The organism is Nostoc sp. CMAA1605, assembly GCF_021596505.1.
Taxonomy (GTDB): Bacteria; Cyanobacteriota; Cyanobacteriia; order Cyanobacteriales; family Nostocaceae; genus Trichormus.
Map to the genome: position 1 here is coordinate 22,702 of NZ_PJIZ01000016.1, position 22,450 is coordinate 45,151.

A 22,450-nucleotide genomic window follows, 5' to 3' on the forward strand; every position below is an offset into this window, starting at 1 on the left:
CACTCTTGGCTAGCACAAGGCAAAATAAAGACAGTAAGAGCGATGTGAACGCCATCCCGCCAATGAATTACTGTCTTAATCCCCGTTGTCCCAAGCCGGAAAATTCTGATGATGTCAAATTTTGCTTGAGTTGTGGTTCTAAATTACTGCTCAAAGAACGCTACCGCGCAATTAAACCCATCGGACAAGGTGGTTTTGGCAGAACTTTCTTGGCTGTAGATGAAGATAAACCCTCGAAACCACATTGTGTAATTAAGCAATTTTACCCCCAAGCCCAAGGGACAAACACAGTCCAAAAAGCGGTGGAGTTATTTACCCAAGAGGCGGTACAGTTAGATGAACTGGGTAAACATCCTCAAATCCCTGAACTTTTAGCGTACTTTACCCAAGACGATCGCCAGTATTTAGTACAAGAATTTATCAATGGAGCAAACTTAGCCCAAGAATTGGCAAATAAAGGTGCATTCAATGAAACCCAAATTCGGCAATTACTTAGCGACTTATTGAATGTATTGCAATTTTGCCATGCTAGACAAGTAATTCACCGCGATATTAAACCCGAAAATATCATTTTACGTGGTAGTGATCAGAAATTAGTCTTAGTTGATTTTGGGGCTTCTAAATCTGCAACTGGCACGGCTTTAAATAGAACTGGAACTAGTATTGGTAGCCCTGAATATGTTGCACCAGAACAAATTAGAGGACGGGCGACTTTTGCCAGTGATATTTATAGTTTAGGGGCGACTTGTATTCATTTATTAACTGGGCGATCGCCGTTTGATTCCTACGATACAAATAATGACACTTGGATGTGGCAGCGATACTTAAAAGCTCCCATCAGCAATAGTTTAACTAACATTCTCAACAAAATGTTAGCAAGCATTCCCGCCAGACGCTATCAAACAGTAGACGCAGTTTTGCAAGATTTAAATCAACCCGTTGCCAATGCTGCAATCGCAGTTCAACCGACTAATCAAACATCACCGACTTTACCGCCTACTTATATTAGTCCAACACCCAGTCAAGTTGACTTAGAACTAGAGCAATTGAAAACGCAATTTCTCCCTGGTGGTAAATCCAAGCCTCAAAACAATCAGCCACAACCCACAACTAATACATCGACTAACCAAAGTGAAATTGATAGAGAATTAGAAGAATTAAAAGCTAAATATATGGGGAATAACAATCCATAAAAATTTATGAGAAAACCTGACATCAAAAGTTTATATTACATCACCCATATTGAAAATCTGCCATCAATCCTGCAAAGAGGTATTTTATCTCACAAAAAAGTTGAGGAATTAGCAGTTTCATCTATACCTATTTACGATGTTGGGATTGTGAGCAAACGAAAAGATAAGTCTACACCGACAAATAGTAGTTCATGGGAGTATGCCAACTTATATTTTCAGCCACGTAACCCCATGATGTATCGGGTAGTTCATGAAAAAGACAAGCGAGATATTGCTGTTGTTGGAGTTAAACCAGATGTATTAGGAGCAACAGGAGCATTGATTACTGATGGCAATGCTGCCAATGAACCAACACAATTTTTCTCTATTCAAGACGGTTTAGCCACTTTACAAAAACAGTGGAAAATCATTCAAAATGAGTGGTGGAATGAGCTAGATGGTTCAAAACGTAAAATTATGGCTGAGTGTTTAGTTCTTGATCAAATTAGTCCAGAACTTGTACATTCAGTTTTTGTTGCTGATTATAAAGCTAAAGAGCGAGTAGAACAACTGATAGGTACAGCTAAAATTCCTGTGATTCCTGAACCTAATATGTTCTTTCAACCCATATTTGCTACTAGAATTGGTAAGAATATTTCCTTAATTGATGGAGATATGTTTTTTTCCAATATGCAAACTTTGACCATTAGTGTGAATCTTCAGGGCATCATGGGCAAGGGATTAGCATCACGAGCAAAATATCAGTTTCCTGATGTATATGTAGTTTATCAAGATGCTTGTAGAAACAAACAACTGACTGCGACAAAGCCATATCTTTATAAACGGGAAGCATCATTAGATCAAGAACTAGCTGATTTGAGCTTGCCACTTGTAACAGCTAATTCTGTCAAGTGGTTTTTGTTATTTGCTACTAAAAGACAATGGCGAGAAAATTCACGCTTAGATGATATTGCAGGTGGTTTAGATTGGGTAAGCAAAAACTATCAAGAATGTGGTATTCAATCTTTAGCCATGCCAGCTTTAGGTTGTGGTTTAGGTAACTTGAGTTGGGCTGAAGTCGGGCCAATCATGTGTCGTTATTTAAATGATATAGGAATTCCTGTGGCAATATATCTTCCTAGAGAACATCAAATAGATGCTCAATATTTAACCAATGATTATTTGCTAAATCACTCATAAAAAAGTGGCTCTAATATTTTAGAGCCACTCTTAAATCAGTTCAGGATTGAAAGGGTGACAAACTTACTTTTTAGCTTCAGTAATAGGAACCCATTCGGTGTGGAATGCACCAGCTTTATCGGTACGCAGGTAGGTGTGTGCGCCGAAGTAGTCGCGTTGTGCTTGGGTGAGGTTTTGGGGTAGGCGATCGCGACGATAGCTGTCAAAATAATCCAAGGACGCGCTAAACGCAGGTACAGGGATACCGAGTTTGGCAGCTGTGATAATTACTTCCCGCCAAGCTGCTTGTCTGTCGAGAATTGTTTGTTTAAATTCAGGAGCAAGTAGCAAGTTAGGTAATGCAGGATTTTCGTTAAATGCCTTCTTAATCTTATTCAAGAAGCCAGCGCGAATAATACAACCACCTTTCCAAATCCGCGCCATTTCGCTCAGATTCAAATTCCAGTTGAATGTTGCGGAAGCTGTAGATAGCAACGCCATCCCTTGAGCGTAGGAGCAAATCTTGGAGCAGTACAGCGCATCGCGGACTTTATTGATAAAGTCTTTGGTAGCACCGTCATATTTGCCACTGGGGCCTGTCAACTGCTTAGATGCAGCAATCCGTTCATCGCGAATAGAAGAGATAATCCGCGCATTTACGGCTGCTGTAATGGTGGGGATAGAAACGCCCAATTCCAAAGCAGTTTGTACTGTCCAGCGTCCAGTACCCTTTTGACCGGCTGCGTCAACAATCAAATCTACTAGGGGTAGTTTGGTGTCGGGGTCAACGTAGGGGAAGATATTAGCTGTAATCTCAATCAAGAAAGAATTGAGTTCGTCTGTGGTGTTCCACTCAGCAAATACTTCATGTAGCTGTTGTGCGTTGAGTCCACCAGCATTTTTCAGCAAATCGTAGGCTTCTGCAATTAACTGCATATCGCCGTACTCAATACCGTTGTGTACCATTTTGACATAGTGACCAGAGCCACCAGGGCCAACGTAGGTTACACAAGGGCCGTCATCAACTTGAGCCGCAATTTTGTTGAAAATTGGGGACAGATACTCATAAGAACTTTGTGTACCACCAGGCATCAGTGAAGGGCCATTGAGCGCACCTTCTTCACCACCACTGACACCCATACCCAAAAAGCGTAAACCAACGGGTTCTAATTCTTGAGTACGTCTTTGGGTATCTTCAAACCAAGAGTTACCACCGTCAATAATGATATCGCCTTCATCGAGCAGGGGTTTTAGTTGCTGAATGACCGCATCAACTGGTTTACCAGCTTGCACCATCACTAGAATCTTGCGGGGACGTTCTAGAGCGGCAACAAATTCTTCTAAGGTAAAAGCAGCTTTAACATTGCGGCCTCCGGCACGCTGTGCCATGAAAGCATCGGTTTTTTCTCTGGAGCGATTATAAACTGCAATTGGGAAGCCATTACGCTCAACGTTTAGAGCGATGTTCTCGCCCATAACGGCTAAACCAATCACACCAAAGCTTTGTAGTGTCATAAACTATGTTTGGCTAACTCTTGCAGGTTCTTTCATCTTTAAGGGTAGTCTGAGTTCTTCTCTTCTCCCCTAAAGAAGACATTAAGAGTTAATTTAAACAATAAAAGCTCACTAGGAACACCGTTCAATAGTTTTAATTTGTATCTAAGTCAACAATTAATTTGTAAAATTTGCTTTTATTAGGGACTGGGGACTGGTGGTTGGGGATTGGGGACTGGGGACTGGGGACTGGGGACTGGGTAATAGGGAATAGGGAATAGGTAATAGGGAATAGGGAAACACCCGCCCAATATCCAATGCCCAATGCCCAATGCCCAATGCCCCATTCCCGATCCCCGATCCCCAGTCCCCAGTCCCCAATCCCTATTCCCTAGTAAAAGGAGTAAGCAAAAATGCTGGCAAATGTCCTAGCTTTGGTGGTTGGCCTTGGTAGTTTAGCCCTCTACATATCAGCTTTCTTTTTCCCAGAAATCCACCGCAAGAATGATTTTATTTGGAGTGGTGTGGGATTATTCTACGCCCTAGTTTTATGGGTGTTTGCTCCTCGCATTTCTGGAGGTTTGCTATTGGGTCATGTGGCTAGCGTGGCTCTTTTGGTGTGGTTTGGCTGGCAAACTCTCTCTTTACGTCGTCAGGTGACTCCTTTACTACAACAAACTCCGGTTCCTAGTTCAGAAACTGTGAAAACCACACTACAGGAACAGACTAATAAGTTGTCTTTACCCCAACCTTTGGCGCAATTGCAGCAAGCTGTCAGTGGTTTTTTCGGTGGTTTGAAAAACCGCAGTCAACAACCGGCTACCCCAAAAACCACAACTCCAGAGCCAGAAACCACAACAAAACCTGCTGTGGAGATTATCGACAATACAGAAACACCAACCCAAGAGCCTGTTACTACTACTGAACCTGAATCCCCAACTGTTGCCGCAGAACAACCCACAGAAGTAGCAGCGACAACTGAAACAGAACCGCAAACTGAAACTGTACCAGAAGTAATTCCACCCCATCCCCCATCCCCAGAACTGGTGGAAGCTGCTCAACCACATAATGAGGCTGAGGAGAAAACACCAATCCCTGTAGAAGAAATTGCCCCAGATGCGGTGTTAGCACCCCCAGCCGAAGCCCCACCAGGAGCAGTACCGCCAGATAATCAGACTAGTTGATATAGTGAAACCCAACATGAACCTAGATGTTGGGTTTTATTTTTATAATTAGGAATAAAAATTGGGTTCTGGCAGTTCATTATTTAATGCCCAGTTTCCTATATCTCGAATTTTATAATCAACTGGATCATGGAGTGTGAATGTGCGAAGATTACGCCAATAACGGTCAAAGCCATATTTTGTGTTAGTGGCGCGTGCGCCCATAACTTCAAAAATTTGATTGGTAATATCTAAACCGACTCTACTGGCGACGACTTTAGCTGTGGCGATTAAAAGCGCGCATTCTCCCCGTTGTGCTGCGGTAAGTGACCATTCCTCCTCCCAAGCCGCTTGTAATAATTCTCCTGCTTGCTCAACTAAACATTTGGCTGTTTGCAGATCAGTCCACATTTTTCCGTAGTGTTCGAGGATGTAAGGGTCTTTAGTTGCACTCTCCACACCTGATGTCAGCCAAGGTTTGGTATTTGTCAGGGTATATGTTTTAGCAGCCTCAAATGCTCCCTGTGCAATTCCCAAATAAATATTAGCAAGATTCAATTGAGTTAAGCAGGCACGAATAGTAGTAAAAGGTTTACTGGGTTTATTTCTCACACCTAGAATTTCCTCTGGGTAAACCAAGACATTTTCAAATGTAACGCTACCGCTATCTGTTTGCCGTTGTCCCATGTTATCCCAATCATGATTAACAGTAACGCCTGACCTTGGAGTCGGAATTACTAGAATTATCAATTCACCAGTTTCTTGATGAATAGCGGTGATGGGTAATATATCAGAATCCTGAGAGCCTGAACAAAAACTTTTGACTCCGTTGAGTCGAAAATAATTATTTTCTGGGGTAAGGATATTTCTTTTATCTAAAGGATTCAGGGCATTGCACCAAAACCAATTGTTGCGAATAGTCTCTGAGTAGTATCGTTGTTTCTGCTCGTCTGAGCCAAAAATATGGGGAATTACTACACCTAGATGATGGTACGAAAAAACGTGAGCAATGGAACTATCAACTTTGGCAAACTCGCGGGTAATTTGCAAAACGGTAATCCAGCTTTCTCCTAAGCCGCCATATTCTTTGGGAATGATCAATTTCAGTAAGTTGCTCTCACGTAAGCGATCGCGCTCATATTTTGGCGTTCCACCTTTAGCATCCCGCGCTACAGCAGTTTGGGCAAATTCCTCTGCTAAAGATTTAGCTATATCAAGATAATTTTGAGACTCTTTAGTGTCAATTAATTGCATAACTTGCCACTTCTCCCATTGACCATGTTGCAATGAGCAACTATAAATTCTGGCTAGAAAAGTTTTAATCTACAGTATCTAGATTAATTTACTGTAATATTTGCATATCATGGCATATTATCAATAATAAAGCAAGTTCAAATCAAATTATTTCTCCTAAAAGTTATAGATTTTTAACACATTCCAATAAGTAGCAAAAAATTTGTCATAAAATATCTTATGCACTTGTGTTGACCAATTATATATGTGATATTTTTAGGTTAAATACGACAATCTACTTAAAGTTAATAGATATTTAGTATTTTAAAAGCATAAATTCAGATTATTCTGTAATGTTGTCATTTTTGTTTACAGAGACATAGATATGATCTAGGCAGATAGAACAGCTATTGCCAGGATTTTATTTGTGTGAAAAAGGCAATTTTTGCTGGCAATATGCAGCTTAGAACCTAGAAATTTACTGATGTAGTCAAAAGGTGAGCAATATTAGTGAAAATCTTTGTGCTTTAGAGTTATTCAACATTGAGCAATGTAAATCATCAGTGTTTAGCTTGACGAGTTGCTCAAATGTTTAATGACTGGCGATAAATTTTTGCCCCCGAAAATATGAGGAGTAATTGGAATGTTCAAGGGTTCATTTCATCATTTAGCCATAGAGTCAATAATTTTGAGTGCTACTTTGTTAGCCAGTACATCAGCATATGCTCAGAACCTAGATTTAGAGACTGTGGCTTGAATGCCAAGCAATGCAGCAAATGCGATCGCCTCAGACACTGATCAGATGTCTCAGGTAACATCTGTATCACAATTTTCAGACGTGCAACCAAATGACTGGGCATTTAGTGCCTTACAGTCTTTAGTTGAACGTTATGGGTGCATTGCAGGCTATCCAAATAGCACCTATCGAGGAAACCGCGCCATTACTCGCTATGAGTTTGCTGCTGGTTTAAATGCTTGTCTATCTAGAATTAACGAGCTAATCGCCACAGCCACATCTGAGTTAGTTACGAGAGAAGACTTAGCGACTATCCAACGACTACAGCAAGAATTCGCCTCTGAGTTAGCAACTCTACGCGGTCGCGTTGATACTTTAGAAGCTAGAACTGCTGAACTAGAAGCCAATCAATTTTCTACAACCACCAAATTATTTGGAGAAGCCATATTTGCCGTTACAGATGCCTTTACTGGTTCGGTTGATGGTAGCAATACAGTTTTTCAAAATCGAGTCCGCCTGGTTTTCAAAAGTAGTTTTACAGGTAAAGACACTCTCAACGTCCGTTTAACGGCTGGAAATGCTAATACCTTAAGGCTGCCAGATGGTACAGCCGAAGGACTGCAAACTTTTAATCTCTCTCCAGGTAATAATAATGTGGCTCTTGATTGGCTGGCTTATTACTTTCCCATTGGCAACAAGATAGATGCTTATATAGGAGCAGTTAACGGAGTCTTCTTTGATTTTGTGCCAACGATGAGTCCTGATCTTGATAGTGCGACTGGAGGCAGTCGTGCATTAACAGAATTTGCTTCCTCTAGTCCGATTTATCGGATTGGTGGCGGTTCAGGCGGAGGCTTCAATTATCGGTTCAGTGACAAATTAACTTTGAGTTTGGGTTATTTAGCCGGAGATCATGCCAGTCCGCAAGCAGACAGTGGTTTTTTGAATGGTCAATATAGTGCATTTGGACAATTAGCTTGGAACCCCAACAATAACTCTGGTATTGCTTTTACCTATGTCAATGCTTACCAAAATCGGGGAGCGATATTTGACTTGGGTAGTAGTTTTACACTGGTCGGAACTCAACAAGCCAACACTCCATTTGAAAGAATGATTACTAATTCCTATGGAGTACAAGCTTTTTATAGATTTAGTCCTCGATTTGCCGTGAATGGCTTCTTTGGCTACACTAATGCCAAAAATCTTACAGGTAGCGGTAGTGCAGATATTTGGTACTACGCTTTAGGCTTGGCTTTCCCAGATTTAGGTAAACAAGGTAATCTTGGTGGCATTGTTATAGGTGCAGAACCTTATCGGGGTGGAAATCCTGCACCTGCTGATGATTTATCCTTGCATATTGAAGGTTTTTATAAATATCGGCTGACAGATAATATTGCTATCACTCCTGGCGTAATTTGGATAACAGCCCCTGGTCAAAACAATGATAATCAGGATGCCGTAATTGGCACTGTCAGAACCACCTTTACTTTCTAGATAGTTTCAGCAACGTGACCAATTGTGGCGTTGCTGTTAAAACATGGGAATTAGCTACAGCCAAGGATGGCGGGGGGGATAAACACCATTGAGGAAGTAGTTACCAACGGCGTAATACTTCCAACGCACCGGGTCGTGGAGTGTGTGCGCTCTAGCATTACGCCAGTGGCGATTGTAGTTGAATTCCTCCAATGTGGATTTAGTACCGGCTAATTCAAATAACTTGTTGGTAGCTAGTAATGAGGCTTCGGTGGCTAGGGCTTTGGCTTCCGCAACCGCAATTGATGCTTCTACGACTTTGGGTTCTTCTAAACCTGATTCGTTGGCGATGTCGATAAATTCACCCGCGCGTCGCAGCAATGCTTCCGCAGCATGAACCTGAATTTGGACGTTACCTAAGTTATAGAGGGTGAGGGGGTCTTCATAGCCTTTTTCTAAATTGCTATCAACCCAAGGACGGGTATGATTGCGAACAAAGTAAATGGTGTCACGAACTGCGGCTTTCGCAATACCCACATCGACGGCAGCTTGAATGATTTGGGCGATCGCACCCATTGGTGTAGCCCGCTCAAATGCTAAATAATGGGGAATGATGTGTTCTGCTTTGACTTTGACGTTTTCAATGATGGTTGTACCGCTAGCAGTGGTACGCTGCCCAAAGCTAGTCCAATCATCAAGCAAAGTGAGTCCTTCTGCATCTCGTTCCACAAATGCTACGACTGTCTTACCCTCTGGATTACTGGCAATGACAGGAACCCAATGGGCTAACAATGCACCCGCCGAATAGTATTTACGGCCGTTGAGTAAGTAGTCAGAGCCATCTGGCTGCAATTTGGTTTGGATATCAGTTACTGACTTTGTACCAATTTCCGAGAAGGCGTTACCGAATCGTTTACCTTGGAGGACTAAATCAAAGAAGAATTGTTTTTGTTGATGTGTACCATCCAAACGAATGGCTTCCACCATATAGAGGTGATTTTGGGGAATTTGCCCCAGGCTAGAGTCAGCTTCCGAGATAATTTTGATTACCTCTGCTAAGGTGGCGGTAGAGACAAAAGCACCACCGTATTCTTTCGGTACTGTAATTCCCCACAATCCACTTTGAGAGAACTTCTGCACCTCTTCGGCAGGTAAACGCCGAGTTTTATCGCGCTCTGAATCACCTTTAGCAAACTCAGTAGCTAATTCATGGGCGATCGCGATCGCTTCTTGGTCATTCTGAATAATGTGCGCTTTTTGTTCAGTATTTATGATTGAAGTCATAGTCAAACTCCTTTCTCAACATAGATTCAAAACCGGACTTGTTTGATTTGAAATTGCCGTTGGATAGCTTGAGATTCCAGAATTTTTTTGTAGCGTTTGAGATCAAATTCCATCGCTACTATTGAGTGAATTGAGCGATCGCTGATGGTAGAATGTGAAATCTAGCTCTGATTCAGAAGATTAACGCACAGATGCTTAAAGTGTCTTAGGTAGTAAATTAAGTGCAGCGAAGCGATTTTTGTAGCTTGAATATGCAGAGAAAGCTTACTGGAACTCTAGCCGGAAAAGTTATCATATCTGAATTTCTCTGTGGGAAATACCTCTGCATTAGCGATGAATTAACAGCCCTCATCCACAAAAACCGCTTCTTGAAAGTTTAATACTTAATCTGCATCATCAAAGTGGGCTGTCTAGCCCACTCTACAAGAGTTAGATGACATTTGATCTACAAGTTAGATGTGTTTTAGCAGGTCAATCTAGACTTGAACTAACTCATCAGCCGTCCGACGATGACCTTTGAGTTCGCGCACAATCGGAATTACTGTCCGACCAAATGCAGGTAAATCATCTGAATAGTGTAAGAAACCGCCAAGAATTAAATCAACTCCCGCTTCATAAAATTGGCGAATCTTTTCAGCTACCTGCTCTGGTGTACCAATCAAGGCGGAACGGAAGCCGTCGTTATACTGTACTAAGTCTTCAAAATTGGAATTCGCCCACATTCCCTGACGTTCACGGGTTGCGGCTCCGGCTTGTTTCACCGCTTCGCCAAATCCTTTGACTGCTTCTACATCTGCTTGAGCAATGATTTCGCGCAAGACTTCATGGGCTTCGGCTTCTGTATCTCTGACGATGATGAAGGCATTTAAACCAAACTTGATGGTGCGTCCTGCTTCACGCGCTAATGCAGATACTTCTGCAATCTGCTCGCGCACACCCTCTATAGTATTACCATTCATAAAATACCAATCAGATACACGCCCAGCCATGCGTCGGGCGGCTTTAGAATTACCACCTTGGAAGATTTCTGGATGTGGTTGACTAATTGGTCTAGGCTTCACCCAACCACCGTTAATGCGATAAAAGTCACCTTTAAAATGGAACTCGTCTTCTGTCCACAAACCTTTGAGAACACGGATAAATTCTTCTGAACGCCGATAGCGTTCGTCGTGGTCTAACCAAGGTTCACCATAAATAGTGAATTCATCTTTGAACCAGCCGCTAACTATATTCAGCGCAAACCGACCGTTGGAAAGATAATCAATACTTGAACCGATTTTTGCCACTACTCCTGGATGCCATAATCCAGGGTGAACTGCTGCTATTAACTTTATTTTCTCGGTAACTGGAGCTAGGGCTGATACAGTTGTCAATGCCTCTAGTTGGTACTCAGCACCATAACTAGCAATAAATCGAGCTTGGGCTAGAGCATATTCAAACCCAACTTCTTCGGCTGTTTGCGCTAGTTGAGCGTTGTAATCGTAAGTCCAGTTTGTGCGTTGGGGGATTTTACTTACCACTAATCCACCACTAACGTTGGGAATCCAGTATGCGAACTTAATATCAGCCATAATTGTGTATTTGTAAGGGAAACTTTTTGGCTATGGGTTTTGATTGTTGCTTGTGATTTTCATCACTCACAACGCAGCCAAAACTGCATACGGCAAAATCCTAATCAGAATTAAGGCTTGGTAGTGCCTAGAAACTAGTCTGAATGCCTCAAATAGAGATTCTCAGAGTTTATGCTGAGATTATACTATAATCCGACCAAATTACCGTATTTATGAATAAGTCCGACTTTATCACGACACCTTCTCAGATGCTGTGACTCGATATACTTAAATTTCATTTCCATATTCCATTTTGGAATACTTCTGAATGTTCCTGGATGTGATGAATCATCCTGAGACAAAATGGGGATGGGTAGTATGAGTAATCTTGAAATAGCCTGATTTTCCAGGTTTTTTATCTAAAATCCCCAATTGGTTTCATGTAGTCAGAGGCAGCAAAAATTAAGAAATTTAAATATTATCGCTACTATTCCACCTAGTAATAAGCGACTACTCTCTATCACCGAAATAAATGTGGTAGTGTGAAATAATAAAATACGGTAAGTACGTGTGATTACCGTATTGTGATCGCGGTTTCCTAAAAAAAGGTACTGGAAAAGGAATTTATGCCACTTCAGTTTGGAATTTGGTCTCCTGTCTGTGGGGGATGGTTGCGAGTTATCGACCATGAGGCGAATTTATCTACCCCAGATTTGGTCAAGTTGGCAGTTGAAGCAGACGCGTTAGGTTATGACTTTTATTACATCCCAGAACATTATTTAAATGCTGTTCACGGGCCTAGCTATGATGTTGCTGACGCTTGGATTACATCAGCTTTAGCCAGTTTAAACACTAAGAGGATAAAGATTGTAGCAGCTGTACAACCTGGTTTTAAACTGCCAGCAGTGATTGCCAAACTGAGTGCAAACATCCAAAATCAACTGAGTCAAGGCAGATTTGCACTGAGTGGGATTGCCGGTTGGTGGAAATTAGAAGTAGAAAGCTATGGAGATATCTGGCTACCTCACAGTGAGCGATATGCCAGATTAGAAGAATATATTGATGTCATCAAGGGGCTATGGACAGTTGAAGATTTTAATTATGATGGCAAATATTACACTATCAATGGTGGTATTCTCACAGATAAGCCAACGCCAACACCAGCAATTTTCATTGCTGGGGAATCAGAACGTGCAATTAATTTAGCAGCTAGCAAGGGAGATTATTTGTTTATCAATGCGGATGCGCCGGAAAAAACAGCTGCATTGGTGGAGAAAGTGAAACGATTGGCTAGCGATCGCTATCAACGTCAGATTAAAGTAGCTATGAGTGCTTTTGCGATTGTTGGTGAAGACACCGCTAAAGCTGAGGCTAGATTAGAGTCTATTTATCGTGCTGCGGATCAGCAGCAGATTCAATACTTTCAAGAGCAAATTGATCCTAACGTAGTTGCTCATAACAAACTCGATATCAGTCAAACCATTGAGGCTAACCTCGGTTTATCGGCTCAACTTGTTGGCGATCGCGCCACTATTATTCAACGTCTGCAAGAATACGAAGCCATTGGTATTGACTTAATCATCCTGAAATTTGAATCCATGTTGGAAGATACTATTCGCTTCCACAAATTAGTTATTGCCGAATATTTACAGCAGAAAGTCTTAATTTCATCATAATTCATAATCTTACTTTACCTAACCTGAGCTAATTATGAATAAGAGTAAAATTGAAGATATTACCCTCAATCACATCAAAATTTTAAAAGCAGTAGATGAATGTGGTAGCTTTTCCAAAGCAGCCCAAAAACTGGGGTATAGTCAAGGATTAATTAGCAAAAAGGTAAAGCAAACAGAGGATTATTTTGGGGTGACTCTCCTGAATCGTTCTCCTGGCTCTGTATGCTTGACTAATAAAGGTAAGAAATTGATTTCCCAAACACTTAATGTTGTCAAAACTGTAGAAAATCTACGAGAGGAATTTCAAGCAACATTTAGTGCTGAAGGTGAAGACTTGATTTTAGGGGCTACAAGTTTAATTCTGGAGGTATGGCTAAAACAGCATTTACAGCGATTTCAGCTTTGTTTCCCAGGACGAAACATCAAAGCGATCGCAGTGCAAAATAACAGATTTTTTGCTAATTCTCAACTTGTAAAAATAGATGTCTTGCTCAACAGTTGCTCTGGATATAAGGAGGAACACCACTGCACGAGATTAACAACTCATAAAATGCTTTTATTCTCATTTGGAGGTCATAAATACTTAGATAATCATCAATTGATTAACATAGATGATATTGAGCTAGATGATATTTTACTTTTAGAGGAAGTTCATAAGGAGCTATCTAAAAATAGCTTTTTGAGGGAAAAATTAAGTAGTGTCAAGATTGTCAAAAATTATGAGGAATTGCTTAACTATGCTGTAAGTAATCAAAAATTAACAATTTTACCTGACTTCTGTCGAACTGATCTTATATCTAAATATCAAGTAGTAGTGATTTCCATTGAAGATATTCATGACTATGGTATTTATATCCATGTACCTCGTTTTAGTGAGTTGTTAATATCTGCTGAAGGGTTAGTCAGAAGTTTCAGACTGGATCAAGACAACTTAGAAAGTCTACCTCATGTAAATATAATCATAGCTAGCTGCGATGCTAAAGAGGAAAATGTGCTGAGGCTGGGTATTCAAAGTGATTCAATCGGACAGTTTGTCGCTGGATATCTGACTAAGCATATTTTTGATTTACAAAAGTCATCATCATTGCTAGAACAACCTCTACTCAAAAATATTGAAATTAATCGTGATTTTGATTTACAAATTCTCCCGTTTACATCTGGTAAAGAAATGAACTTACAGATGAAACGCAGAGAACTAGATATTTGTATTTTAGACGATATTTCTCTCTTAAATAATGGTAGTCAATTCTTTGATGACTTGAGTTTTGGCTCGAAATTAATTGGAATTGCTTCTTATAATCTTTTGGGACAGGATATCAATATTATTATCCATAAAGATTCGCCCATAAATATTATTTATGACCTCAAAGGAAAAAGGATTGCTACATTATTCGGAACTCATGCTCACAGATTTATCATTACTCTTTTTGACCTCTATAATATGGATGTCAATAAAGATTGTAGATTAGTGGATGAAGACCCTCGCGAAGCTAGCAAGAGTCTAGCAGACAAAAGCATAGATGCTTACGTATGTTGTTATACGTTTGCCTCAATTTTAGAAGGATATGCTTTTGTTAAAAAGCTCTCTTTATCTCAAACAGCGAGTTTAAATATTCCATCTATCAGAGGAATTGTTTGTCGTTCGCAGTTTATTAAAGAAAATCCTAAACTTGTTATTGCTTATTTACATGATTTACTAGTTACTAACTATTGGTTTAATGCTTCTCCCCATCAGGCAACAGACTTATTAAGTAAAGCAGTTAACGTCAGGCCAAGCCAGGTAAATCAGTTTTTTAATCCTGTATTTGGTAATCGTATTGATCCGACACTCAAACCTCAGTGGTCTTGGTTGCTCAAAACTTTAAATCGGAGATTGGAAGGAAAATACGGCATTTCACTATTTGATGTAGATTTTTGGATCGACGATTATTTTTTGCGGCTTGTCTATAATTTACTGAATTTAGATTATCATTTCCATCAGGTTTCTTTTTCCAGCGAATTCTCAAATAGCTATTTTGTAGAAGAACAATTTAGCCGACATATGAAAGTTCTCTATGAGAATTATGATGTATCGGCGCAAGGAGATGATGTCAGTTATACGACAATATAGTTTGATTGGCATTATTGTGATGGCTGTAATGACTTCATTAATCGAAGAGATTGTCACTACTCTTGCGCTAGCCTGTTCCCAGGAAAGAACTCAGGAAAGCCATATCGGATGGAAATCCCTAATCTGTGACTTCCTACCATCTTCTATAATTGATAGAACCTGTACACATAAAACTTAGGCATGAAGCTGTGACAGAACCTGGAAGCTACAAAGATACCGTAAATTTACCCAAGACTAGTTTTGATATGCGGGCAAATGCTATCAAGCGTGAGCCTGAGATACAGAAGTTCTGGGAAGAAAATCAAATTTTTGAGAGCCTGTCGCAAAATAACCCAGGCGAATTATTTATACTGCACGATGGGCCTCCCTACGCAAACGGCTCACTTCATATTGGTCATGCCTTAAATAAAATTCTCAAAGATATTATTAATCGCTACCAACTGCTACAAGGGCGAAAGGTGCGTTATGTGGCTGGTTGGGACTGTCACGGCTTACCAATTGAGTTGAAGGTTTTACAAAATCTCAAGTCGGCAGAACGGCAAAATTTAACACCTCTGCAATTGCGGCAAAAAGCGAAGGAATTTGCTTTGGCGACCGTTGATGACCAGCGCAAGAGTTTTAAACGCTATGGTGTTTGGGGTGACTGGGATCATCCTTATTTGACGCTGAAGCCGGAATATGAGGCGGCGCAAATTGGGGTGTTTGGTGAGATGTACTTGAAAGGTTACATCTACAGGGGTTTGAAGCCGGTTCACTGGAGTCCTAGTTCTAAGACGGCTTTGGCTGAGGCGGAGTTGGAATATCCTGAAGGTCATACTTCGCGGAGTATTTATGCGGCTTTTCCGGTGACGGGGTTGGCTGAGGCGGTTAAGCCGGTTTTGGGTGAGTATTTGCCGGATTTGGGTGTGGCTGTATGGACTACTACTCCTTGGACTATTCCGGGGAATTTGGCGGTGGCGGTTAATGGTGAGTTGAATTATGCTTTGGTGGAAGTTTCGCGCAAAGGCGCAGAGGCGCAGAGAGGATTTAAGTATCTGATTGTGGCGGCGGAGTTGGTGGAACGGTTGGCTGCTACTATCTCGGCTGAGTTGACGGTGAAAGCCACATTCAAAGGGCAAGATTTAGAACATACTACTTATCGGCATCCTTTATTTGACCGTGAAAGTCCGGTGGTGGTGGGTGGTGATTATATCACTACGGAATCGGGTACTGGGTTGGTGCATACTGCGCCTGGTCATGGTCAAGAAGATTACATTGTGGGCTTGCGTTATGGTCTGCCGATTCTTGCGCCTGTGGATGATAATGGCAATTTTACTGAGGAAGCGGGACAGTTTGCTGGGTTGAATGTCTTGGGTGATGGGAATCAGGCGGTAATTGATGCGCTGACGGCTGCGGGTTCGTTGTTGAAGGAGGAGGCTTACGCGCATAAGTATCCTTATGACTGGCGGACGAAAAAGCCGACGATTTTCCGCGCAACTGAACAGTGGTTTGCTTCGGTGGCTGGATTTCGGGAAGACGCATTAAAGGCGATCGCTTCTGTAAAATGGATACCAGCCCAAGGTGAAAATCGCATCACGCCAATGGTGGCGGAACGTTCTGATTGGTGTATCTCTCGTCAGCGTTCTTGGGGTGTGCCAATTCCGGTATTCTACGATGAGGAAACCGGCGAACCTTTACTCAATGAGGAAACTATCAACCATGTGCAAGCTATCATTGCCGAAAAAGGTTCTGATGCTTGGTGGGAACTGTCGGTAGAGGAATTATTACCAGAGTCCTACAGAAATAATGGTCGGTCTTACCGTCGCGGGACTGACACAATGGATGTGTGGTTTGATTCTGGTTCGTCTTGGGCTGCTGTAGTCAAGCAGCGTCCAGAGTTACGCTACCCAGCTGATATATATTTAGAAGGTTCTGATCAACATCGCGGTTGGTTTCAGTCGAGTTTGCTGACTAGTGTAGCGGTAAATGGCATTGCACCTTACAAAACTGTGTTAACTCATGGCTTTGCTTTGGATGAGCAAGGTCGGAAAATGAGTAAATCAGAAGGAAATGTGGTTGATCCCAATGCCATCATTGAAGGCGGGAAAAATCAAAAAGTAGACCCAGCTTATGGTGCAGATGTACTGAGATTGTGGGTATCTTCGGTAGACTACTCCGGTGATGTCCGCATTGGGAAAAATATTATCAAGCAACTGAACGATGTGCGCGGTAAGATTCGCAATACGGCGCGGTTCTTGTTGGGTAGTTTGCATGATTTTGACCCCGAAAAAGATGCTGTACCCTTTGAGGAGTTACCGCAGTTAGATAAATATATGTTGCACCGCATCCGTGAGGTGTTTCAAGAAGTAACAGAAGCTTTTGACAGTTTCCAATTCTTCCGGTTCTTCCAAACTGTGCAGAATTTCTGTGTGGTGGATTTATCTAACTTCTATTTAGATGTAGCGAAAGATAGGCTGTATATCAGTGCGCCGAATTCTTTCCGTCGTCGCAGTTGTCAGACAGTGATACACATCGCTTTAGAAAATTTAGCACGAGCGATCGCACCTGTTTTATGTCACACTGCTGAAGATATCTGGCAATATCTCCCCTACAAAACACCCTATAAATCAGTGTTTCAAGCTGGTTGGGTGAAACTAGAAGATAAATGGCATAATCCAGAATTGGCAGAATCTTGGGAAACTCTGCGTTCACTCCGCACCGATGTTAATAAGGTGATGGAACAGGCGCGGATAGAAAAAATGATTGGTTCTTCCTTGGAAGCAAAAGTTTTGTTGTATGTCGCAGATGAAAAATTACGCGAACAGATGCAACAAATGAATACAGGAAGCCATGTACTTAATACTCCTTCAGATTTAGACAGTTGTGAAGCAATTTCTCAAAGTCTTCAAACAACAGATGAGTTTCTTTTGAAGCTGAAACAATCATCAAGTGAAGCAAATCTGAAAATTCTGCAAGCAATACAAGCAAATATACAGTCAACACAACCAGCTAACCAGTTGAACACTCAAAATGATGAAGAATCATCAGTTTATTGTCATTTATTGAAAGTTCATGAAATCACAACTAACGCTATTACTCAACAAGCAATTAGAGATGATCTTCTCAAAGCTCAAAAAGATGCTCAAAATACTGAGTTAGAAATTCAAGAGAAAGCTTCTACAGGGATTTTGCAAGCCCAAAAACAAGCTAATCATGCAATTTCAAACCTTCAAGAGATAGCTGAATCTACTTGTTCACCTTTAAATCATGTGGATGAGTTGCGCTATTTATTCCTCACTTCCCAGGTTGAGTTATTAGATTCACCGGAAAAATTGCCAACTGTGAAATATAACTTGCAATCTGATAATTGGGGAATTGGCGTAGTGAATGCAGACGGCGAAAAATGCGATCGCTGCTGGAACTACTCAACCCATGTGGGAGAATCACAAGAGCATCCCCTGTTATGTGAAAGGTGTATTCCCGCCTTAGTTGGTGAGTTTTAAAACAGGTTTAACATAAATGTAGAGACGTTTGATCAAACGTCTCTACATTTATTTAGGAATTTATATTTTCCAAGATGATGAACATCCAATCACCTGTAACCACAGATTTCTTAGGAATGGTGTTGAAAATGCAACCAAACATCATCGTAAGTGACGAGCAACTTTTTGATTTCTGTCAAGTAAACCGTGATTTTCGCATTGAACGTAATCACCAGGGAGAATTATTGATTATGCCCCCCACAGGCTCAGAAACAGATGAACGCAATTTTAATTTAACTGGCCAATTATGGATATGGACAAAGCAAGATGGTACAGGTGTAGGTTTTGGTTCTAGCGGTGGTTTTACCTTACCTAACGGTGCAGTGCGTTCTCCTGATGCAGCCTGGATAAAAAAAGCCAGATGGGAAACAATACCTGTAGAGCAAAGAAAGAGGTTTGCCCCTATTTGTCCTGAATTTGTAGTGGAATTGCGTTCAGAGACAGATAATTTGAAGACATTACAAGAAAAAATGGCAGAATATATAGCTAATGGTACAGAATTAGGTTGGTTAATCGATAGAAAACAACAAAAAGTATTTATTTATCGTCCTGAAAAAGCCGTAGAAGAATTAGATAACCCTTCGACATTAAGCGGTGAAGATATATTACCAGGATTTGTTTTAGATTTAAGTCAAATTTGGTAGGCAAATAATATTCTAAATTAGATTTTCTTCCCAGTTCCCAGTCCCCAATCCCCAGTCCCCAATCCCCAGTCCCCTACAACTTCTGCAACAACTCTTGAGTTAACTGCATAAACGCTTTAGAACCTGCTGACTGGGGTGAATTTAATACAACCGGCATAAAACTATCAACCGCTTTTGCTACATTCATATCTACTGGAATTTGGGCTTTACAAATTTGTTCAACACCAAAATCTTCTACAACTCGGTGCATGACTTGTTTGTAATATCTACCCGTGAGTAAATTGGTGTTGCACATACTGAAAACAATTCCCAGCATTTTAATATTTATCTTGGCTTCCTGTTCATGACTATCTTTTAGCTGGCCAATGCGTCTTTCTAACAGTTGAATTCCCACCACAGATAAAGGTTCTGGTTTGGCGGGAAGTAAATAAAAATCACTTGCAGCTAAAGCACTGCGAGTCATTAAATTGTATCCAGGAGCGCAATCTAGAAGAATAAAATCATACTGATCACGCACTGGTTTTAAAATGTTATTAATCAAGACACGTTCAAACCGATTCCACACATTTTCAAAGTCTTGTTCACCCAAAGCTACTGTTTGTCTGTGCAGCATTTCTGACACCACAAACTCATCATATAAGTCTATATCTCCTGGTAATAAATGTAGTTCTGGGAGATTACAGACCTGAGTTTGGATGATATCGTTGATGTTTAGCTCAGACTTAGGATCTGGGTTGATCACTTCGTCAATCAGATATCTAAATGTCAATCTTTGTTTGCGACGTTTGGCAAAATCTAAAGGTGACATCAGACTGAGCGTAGCACTGATTTGGGTATCTAAATCCAGAACTAGTACCTTTTTACCGTAATTTTTTGCTAAACAAGTAGCTAAATTCACGGTGAGGGTTGTTTTCCCTACACCACCTTTCATATTTGCAGTTGCAATTACATATCCCATTGCTTGATTCCTCTGATGACGCGTTCCCAGTTAATTGAACATTCCGGTAAATTTAATATTTACAGGTAAATTAAAAGAGTTGTGCCAACAATATGACCTCGATAGAGTATATAGCAACACGTCATCATGATAATTCGTAATTTGTAATTCGTAATTGCCTCTTAAACAGTATTAGTCACAAAGATGGTTTCCCTGTACTCTGTCGCCTCTGTTTGTGTGAAGCGAGAACCCCGCCTTCTTGAAGAAACCGGGGTTCTAAAATTTCACAATATTCACAAATGCACTCAATTGCTGTAGTTGTTAACCCTAAAATTTAATCTTTGTCGCCTTGAAGTGATATTAATCATCCTGCAATTTTACTTAATCTGGAATATAGATAAATCCTATCTATAGTAATTTAATATAGAATTTATACATAACATTCCTGTTAATTCAGCAGCGTTTTGATTATAGAATATCTCAGTGTTTTGTAAAACACCTTTACCGTGAATTATTTCATAATGATAATAGCCATATTGATCAATATAAACAACTAGTGTTAGTTGATTAACGGCAATCATGGACAGCAATTTAGTAGTCATTGTTGTACATCCCATTTGGGTGTGAGAGGTTTATATATATTTATTTTTCAGTTTCTTATTAGTCCTACAGGATGAAGTTAGATAAGTTTTGGAGAAATATTTATCTGTCCTCAATTATTTGTGAGTTTTCAGGGGCTAGATTGCTGTGAGGCAAAGGGTTTTTCAGCGATCGCAATCTTTATTCAGCCTGGATAATTGCCAGAAAACCATGAGAAATACTTATATTTTGTGCAGTTTATTCCAGAATCTATGGTGATGAAAATATGTACTAAATACACCGTTCGTCCTGGGTTTACAAGTATTGCTTGGTTTTAAGTCTCTAAAATGTATGAATTACTTCTTTTCGATTTTTCGGGAATTTATTCGTTAATACAGTAATATTTATCGGATAAGTTAGGGATATTTCAAATTATCAGTAATCTGAAATAGTCAATGATGGCAATTCAGTAAAAACTCTTAAGTGTATTTTCTTAATTTGATATCAGTCTTATATAGGACTCCTATTTGATTTGTGAACAAGACTAAGAGATAATACGGAGAGGGATAAAAGTCTAATAGTAAACAATGAAAAGTCAGCATTTACAAGCTACTACACTTGCGGGGGAAGTATCGCGGCAATATTTAAAAGAGGAAACTGCACTGAATGCGATTGCTGAATTACAAGATTTTATAGATATGCGTCCAGATGCGCGTGAAGTAAGGAAAGCATTGGCAGTCAAGCTGGTTTATCAAGGTTACTTGTATGATGAAATCCAAAAAATTTTAGACGTATCGCGAGGGTCAATCACAGGTTGGAAGCAAGCCTATGAAGAAACTGGAATTGACGGACTGCGACTAAACTACAAAGGGAGAAAGAGCTATCTGAATGCTAAACAACTCCAAGAGGTGTTGAGCTGGCTACAAACAAAAGATTGTTGGGAGCTTGGGGAACTAGAGTATCAACTAGCTTTTGAGTATGACGTAGTTTATGAGTCAAAGCAAAGCTACTACGACTTGTTCTCCGAAGCAGGAATCAGTTGGAAGAAAACGACAAAGGTAAATCCGAAAGCCGATGAGAATGCTGTTGCAGAAAAAAAAAAGAGATTGAAACATTGCTGGCAAATAACCGAGAAGAAATCGAAACAGGAAAGTTAAGAGTATTGTTAATTGATGAGTGTCATTTAATGTGGGGAGATTTAAGTGGTTATGTATGGGGAAAAAGTGACCAAGAAATCGCAGTCCCAGTTGTCAACGAGCGAGATAAGCAGACATACTATGGGGCAGTTGACTATCTCCTTGGAGAATTAGTTCTCAAAGCTTATGATGCTGGAAACTCAAAAAATACTATCAACTACTTAGAATACTTACTAGCAGACTCTCCTGACCAGCGATTGCTAATTTTTTGGGATGGGTCTAGCTATCATCGTTCCAAGGAAATTAGAGGTTTCTTAGACTCTGTTAATCAAAGCTTACCGAGCGAGCAATGGAAAATACGCTGTGTCCGTTTTGCGCCTAATTGCCCAGTACAAAATCCGATAGAAGATATTTGGTTACAAGCCAAAACATGGGTTCGACGTTTTTGTGCTTTAATTCCTTCATTTTCACATTTAAAGTGGATGTTTGAGTGGTTTATTAGACACACTACCTTTGATTTTGACACTCTACAGATGTACGGAACTTATTCAAAAATCAAATAG

At 40.5% G+C, this 22,450-nt stretch carries 14 protein-coding genes; 9 read left to right on the forward strand and 5 right to left on the reverse strand.

The genetic code is table 11. The annotated features are described in order from the left end of the window. Positions 1-62 precede the first annotated feature (62 nt). Both CV014_RS08360 and CV014_RS08365 read left to right on the forward strand, forming a co-directional pair. Positions 63-1,193 (forward strand): serine/threonine-protein kinase, encoded by a 1,131-nt coding sequence (locus CV014_RS08360; protein ID WP_236141619.1) that lies wholly within the window; start codon positions 63-65, stop codon positions 1,191-1,193. Positions 1,194-1,199: 6 nt separating this feature from the next. Further along, positions 1,200-2,372, forward strand: coding sequence for a DarT ssDNA thymidine ADP-ribosyltransferase family protein (locus CV014_RS08365; protein ID WP_236141620.1), 1,173 nt, complete (start codon positions 1,200-1,202; stop codon positions 2,370-2,372). A 63-nt stretch (positions 2,373-2,435) separates the two neighbouring features. Here CV014_RS08365 and gndA read toward each other — a convergent pair whose 3' ends face one another. Continuing rightward, a complete protein-coding gene (gene gndA, locus CV014_RS08370; RefSeq protein WP_236141621.1) occupies positions 2,436-3,866 on the reverse strand; it encodes an NADP-dependent phosphogluconate dehydrogenase in 1,431 nt (476 codons plus the stop codon). A 392-nt stretch (positions 3,867-4,258) separates the two neighbouring features. On the opposite strand from gndA, the gene CV014_RS08375 reads away from it, so the two are divergent. After that, positions 4,259-5,029, forward strand: a complete 771-nt coding sequence (locus CV014_RS08375) for a Ycf66 family protein (RefSeq protein ID WP_236141622.1) — start codon at positions 4,259-4,261, stop codon at positions 5,027-5,029. Positions 5,030-5,077: 48 nt separating this feature from the next. Here the strand turns inward: CV014_RS08375 and CV014_RS08380 are convergent, their stop codons facing one another. After that, entirely contained in the window at positions 5,078-6,262 is a 1,185-nt protein-coding gene (locus tag CV014_RS08380) for an acyl-CoA dehydrogenase family protein (RefSeq protein WP_236141623.1), read from the reverse strand. Positions 6,263-6,998: 736 nt separating this feature from the next. Between CV014_RS08380 and CV014_RS08385 the strand changes: the two genes are divergently transcribed. Beyond that, on the forward strand, positions 6,999-8,471 hold the full coding sequence (locus CV014_RS08385; protein ID WP_236141624.1) for an iron uptake porin: 1,473 nt from the start codon (positions 6,999-7,001) through the stop codon (positions 8,469-8,471). A gap of 54 nt (positions 8,472-8,525) precedes the next feature. Here CV014_RS08385 and CV014_RS08390 read toward each other — a convergent pair whose 3' ends face one another. Both CV014_RS08390 and sfnG read right to left on the reverse strand, forming a co-directional pair. Continuing rightward, entirely contained in the window at positions 8,526-9,734 is a 1,209-nt protein-coding gene (locus CV014_RS08390) for an SfnB family sulfur acquisition oxidoreductase (protein WP_236141625.1), read from the reverse strand. Positions 9,735-10,210: 476 nt separating this feature from the next. Beyond that, positions 10,211-11,305, reverse strand: a complete 1,095-nt coding sequence (gene sfnG, locus CV014_RS08395; protein WP_236141626.1) for a dimethylsulfone monooxygenase SfnG — start codon at positions 11,303-11,305, stop codon at positions 10,211-10,213. Positions 11,306-11,910: 605 nt separating this feature from the next. Here sfnG and CV014_RS08400 point away from each other — a divergent pair. The 4 genes from CV014_RS08400 (at position 11,911) to CV014_RS08415 (ending at position 19,235) form a co-directional block, all read left to right on the forward strand. After that, the gene (locus tag CV014_RS08400; RefSeq protein WP_236141627.1) at positions 11,911-12,960 is read left to right on the forward strand and encodes an LLM class flavin-dependent oxidoreductase; all 1,050 of its coding nucleotides are present in this window, start codon (positions 11,911-11,913) and stop codon (positions 12,958-12,960) included. A gap of 34 nt (positions 12,961-12,994) precedes the next feature. Beyond that, positions 12,995-15,070 carry a LysR family transcriptional regulator gene (locus CV014_RS08405; protein ID WP_236141628.1) on the forward strand — a complete coding sequence of 692 codons (2,076 nt, stop codon included), beginning with the start codon at positions 12,995-12,997 and terminating at the stop codon, positions 15,068-15,070. A 188-nt stretch (positions 15,071-15,258) separates the two neighbouring features. After that, complete coding sequence (gene ileS, locus CV014_RS08410; protein WP_236141629.1) at positions 15,259-18,552, forward strand: isoleucine--tRNA ligase; 3,294 nt, start codon at positions 15,259-15,261, stop codon at positions 18,550-18,552. 77 nt (positions 18,553-18,629) lie between these two features. Beyond that, positions 18,630-19,235, forward strand: a complete 606-nt coding sequence (locus CV014_RS08415) for a Uma2 family endonuclease (RefSeq protein WP_236141659.1) — start codon at positions 18,630-18,632, stop codon at positions 19,233-19,235. Between the two features lie 73 nt (positions 19,236-19,308). On the opposite strand, the gene CV014_RS08420 is transcribed toward CV014_RS08415, so the two are convergent. Next, on the reverse strand, positions 19,309-20,193 hold the full coding sequence (locus CV014_RS08420) for a ParA family protein (protein WP_236141630.1): 885 nt from the start codon (positions 20,191-20,193) through the stop codon (positions 19,309-19,311). Between the two features lie 1,145 nt (positions 20,194-21,338). On the opposite strand from CV014_RS08420, the gene CV014_RS08425 reads away from it, so the two are divergent. Continuing rightward, positions 21,339-22,450 (forward strand): IS630 family transposase gene (locus CV014_RS08425; protein WP_236141631.1). Its coding sequence is split into 2 segments (ribosomal slippage): positions 21,339-21,843 and positions 21,843-22,450, totalling 1,113 coding nucleotides; the frame shifts between segments, so codons are not numbered across the junction.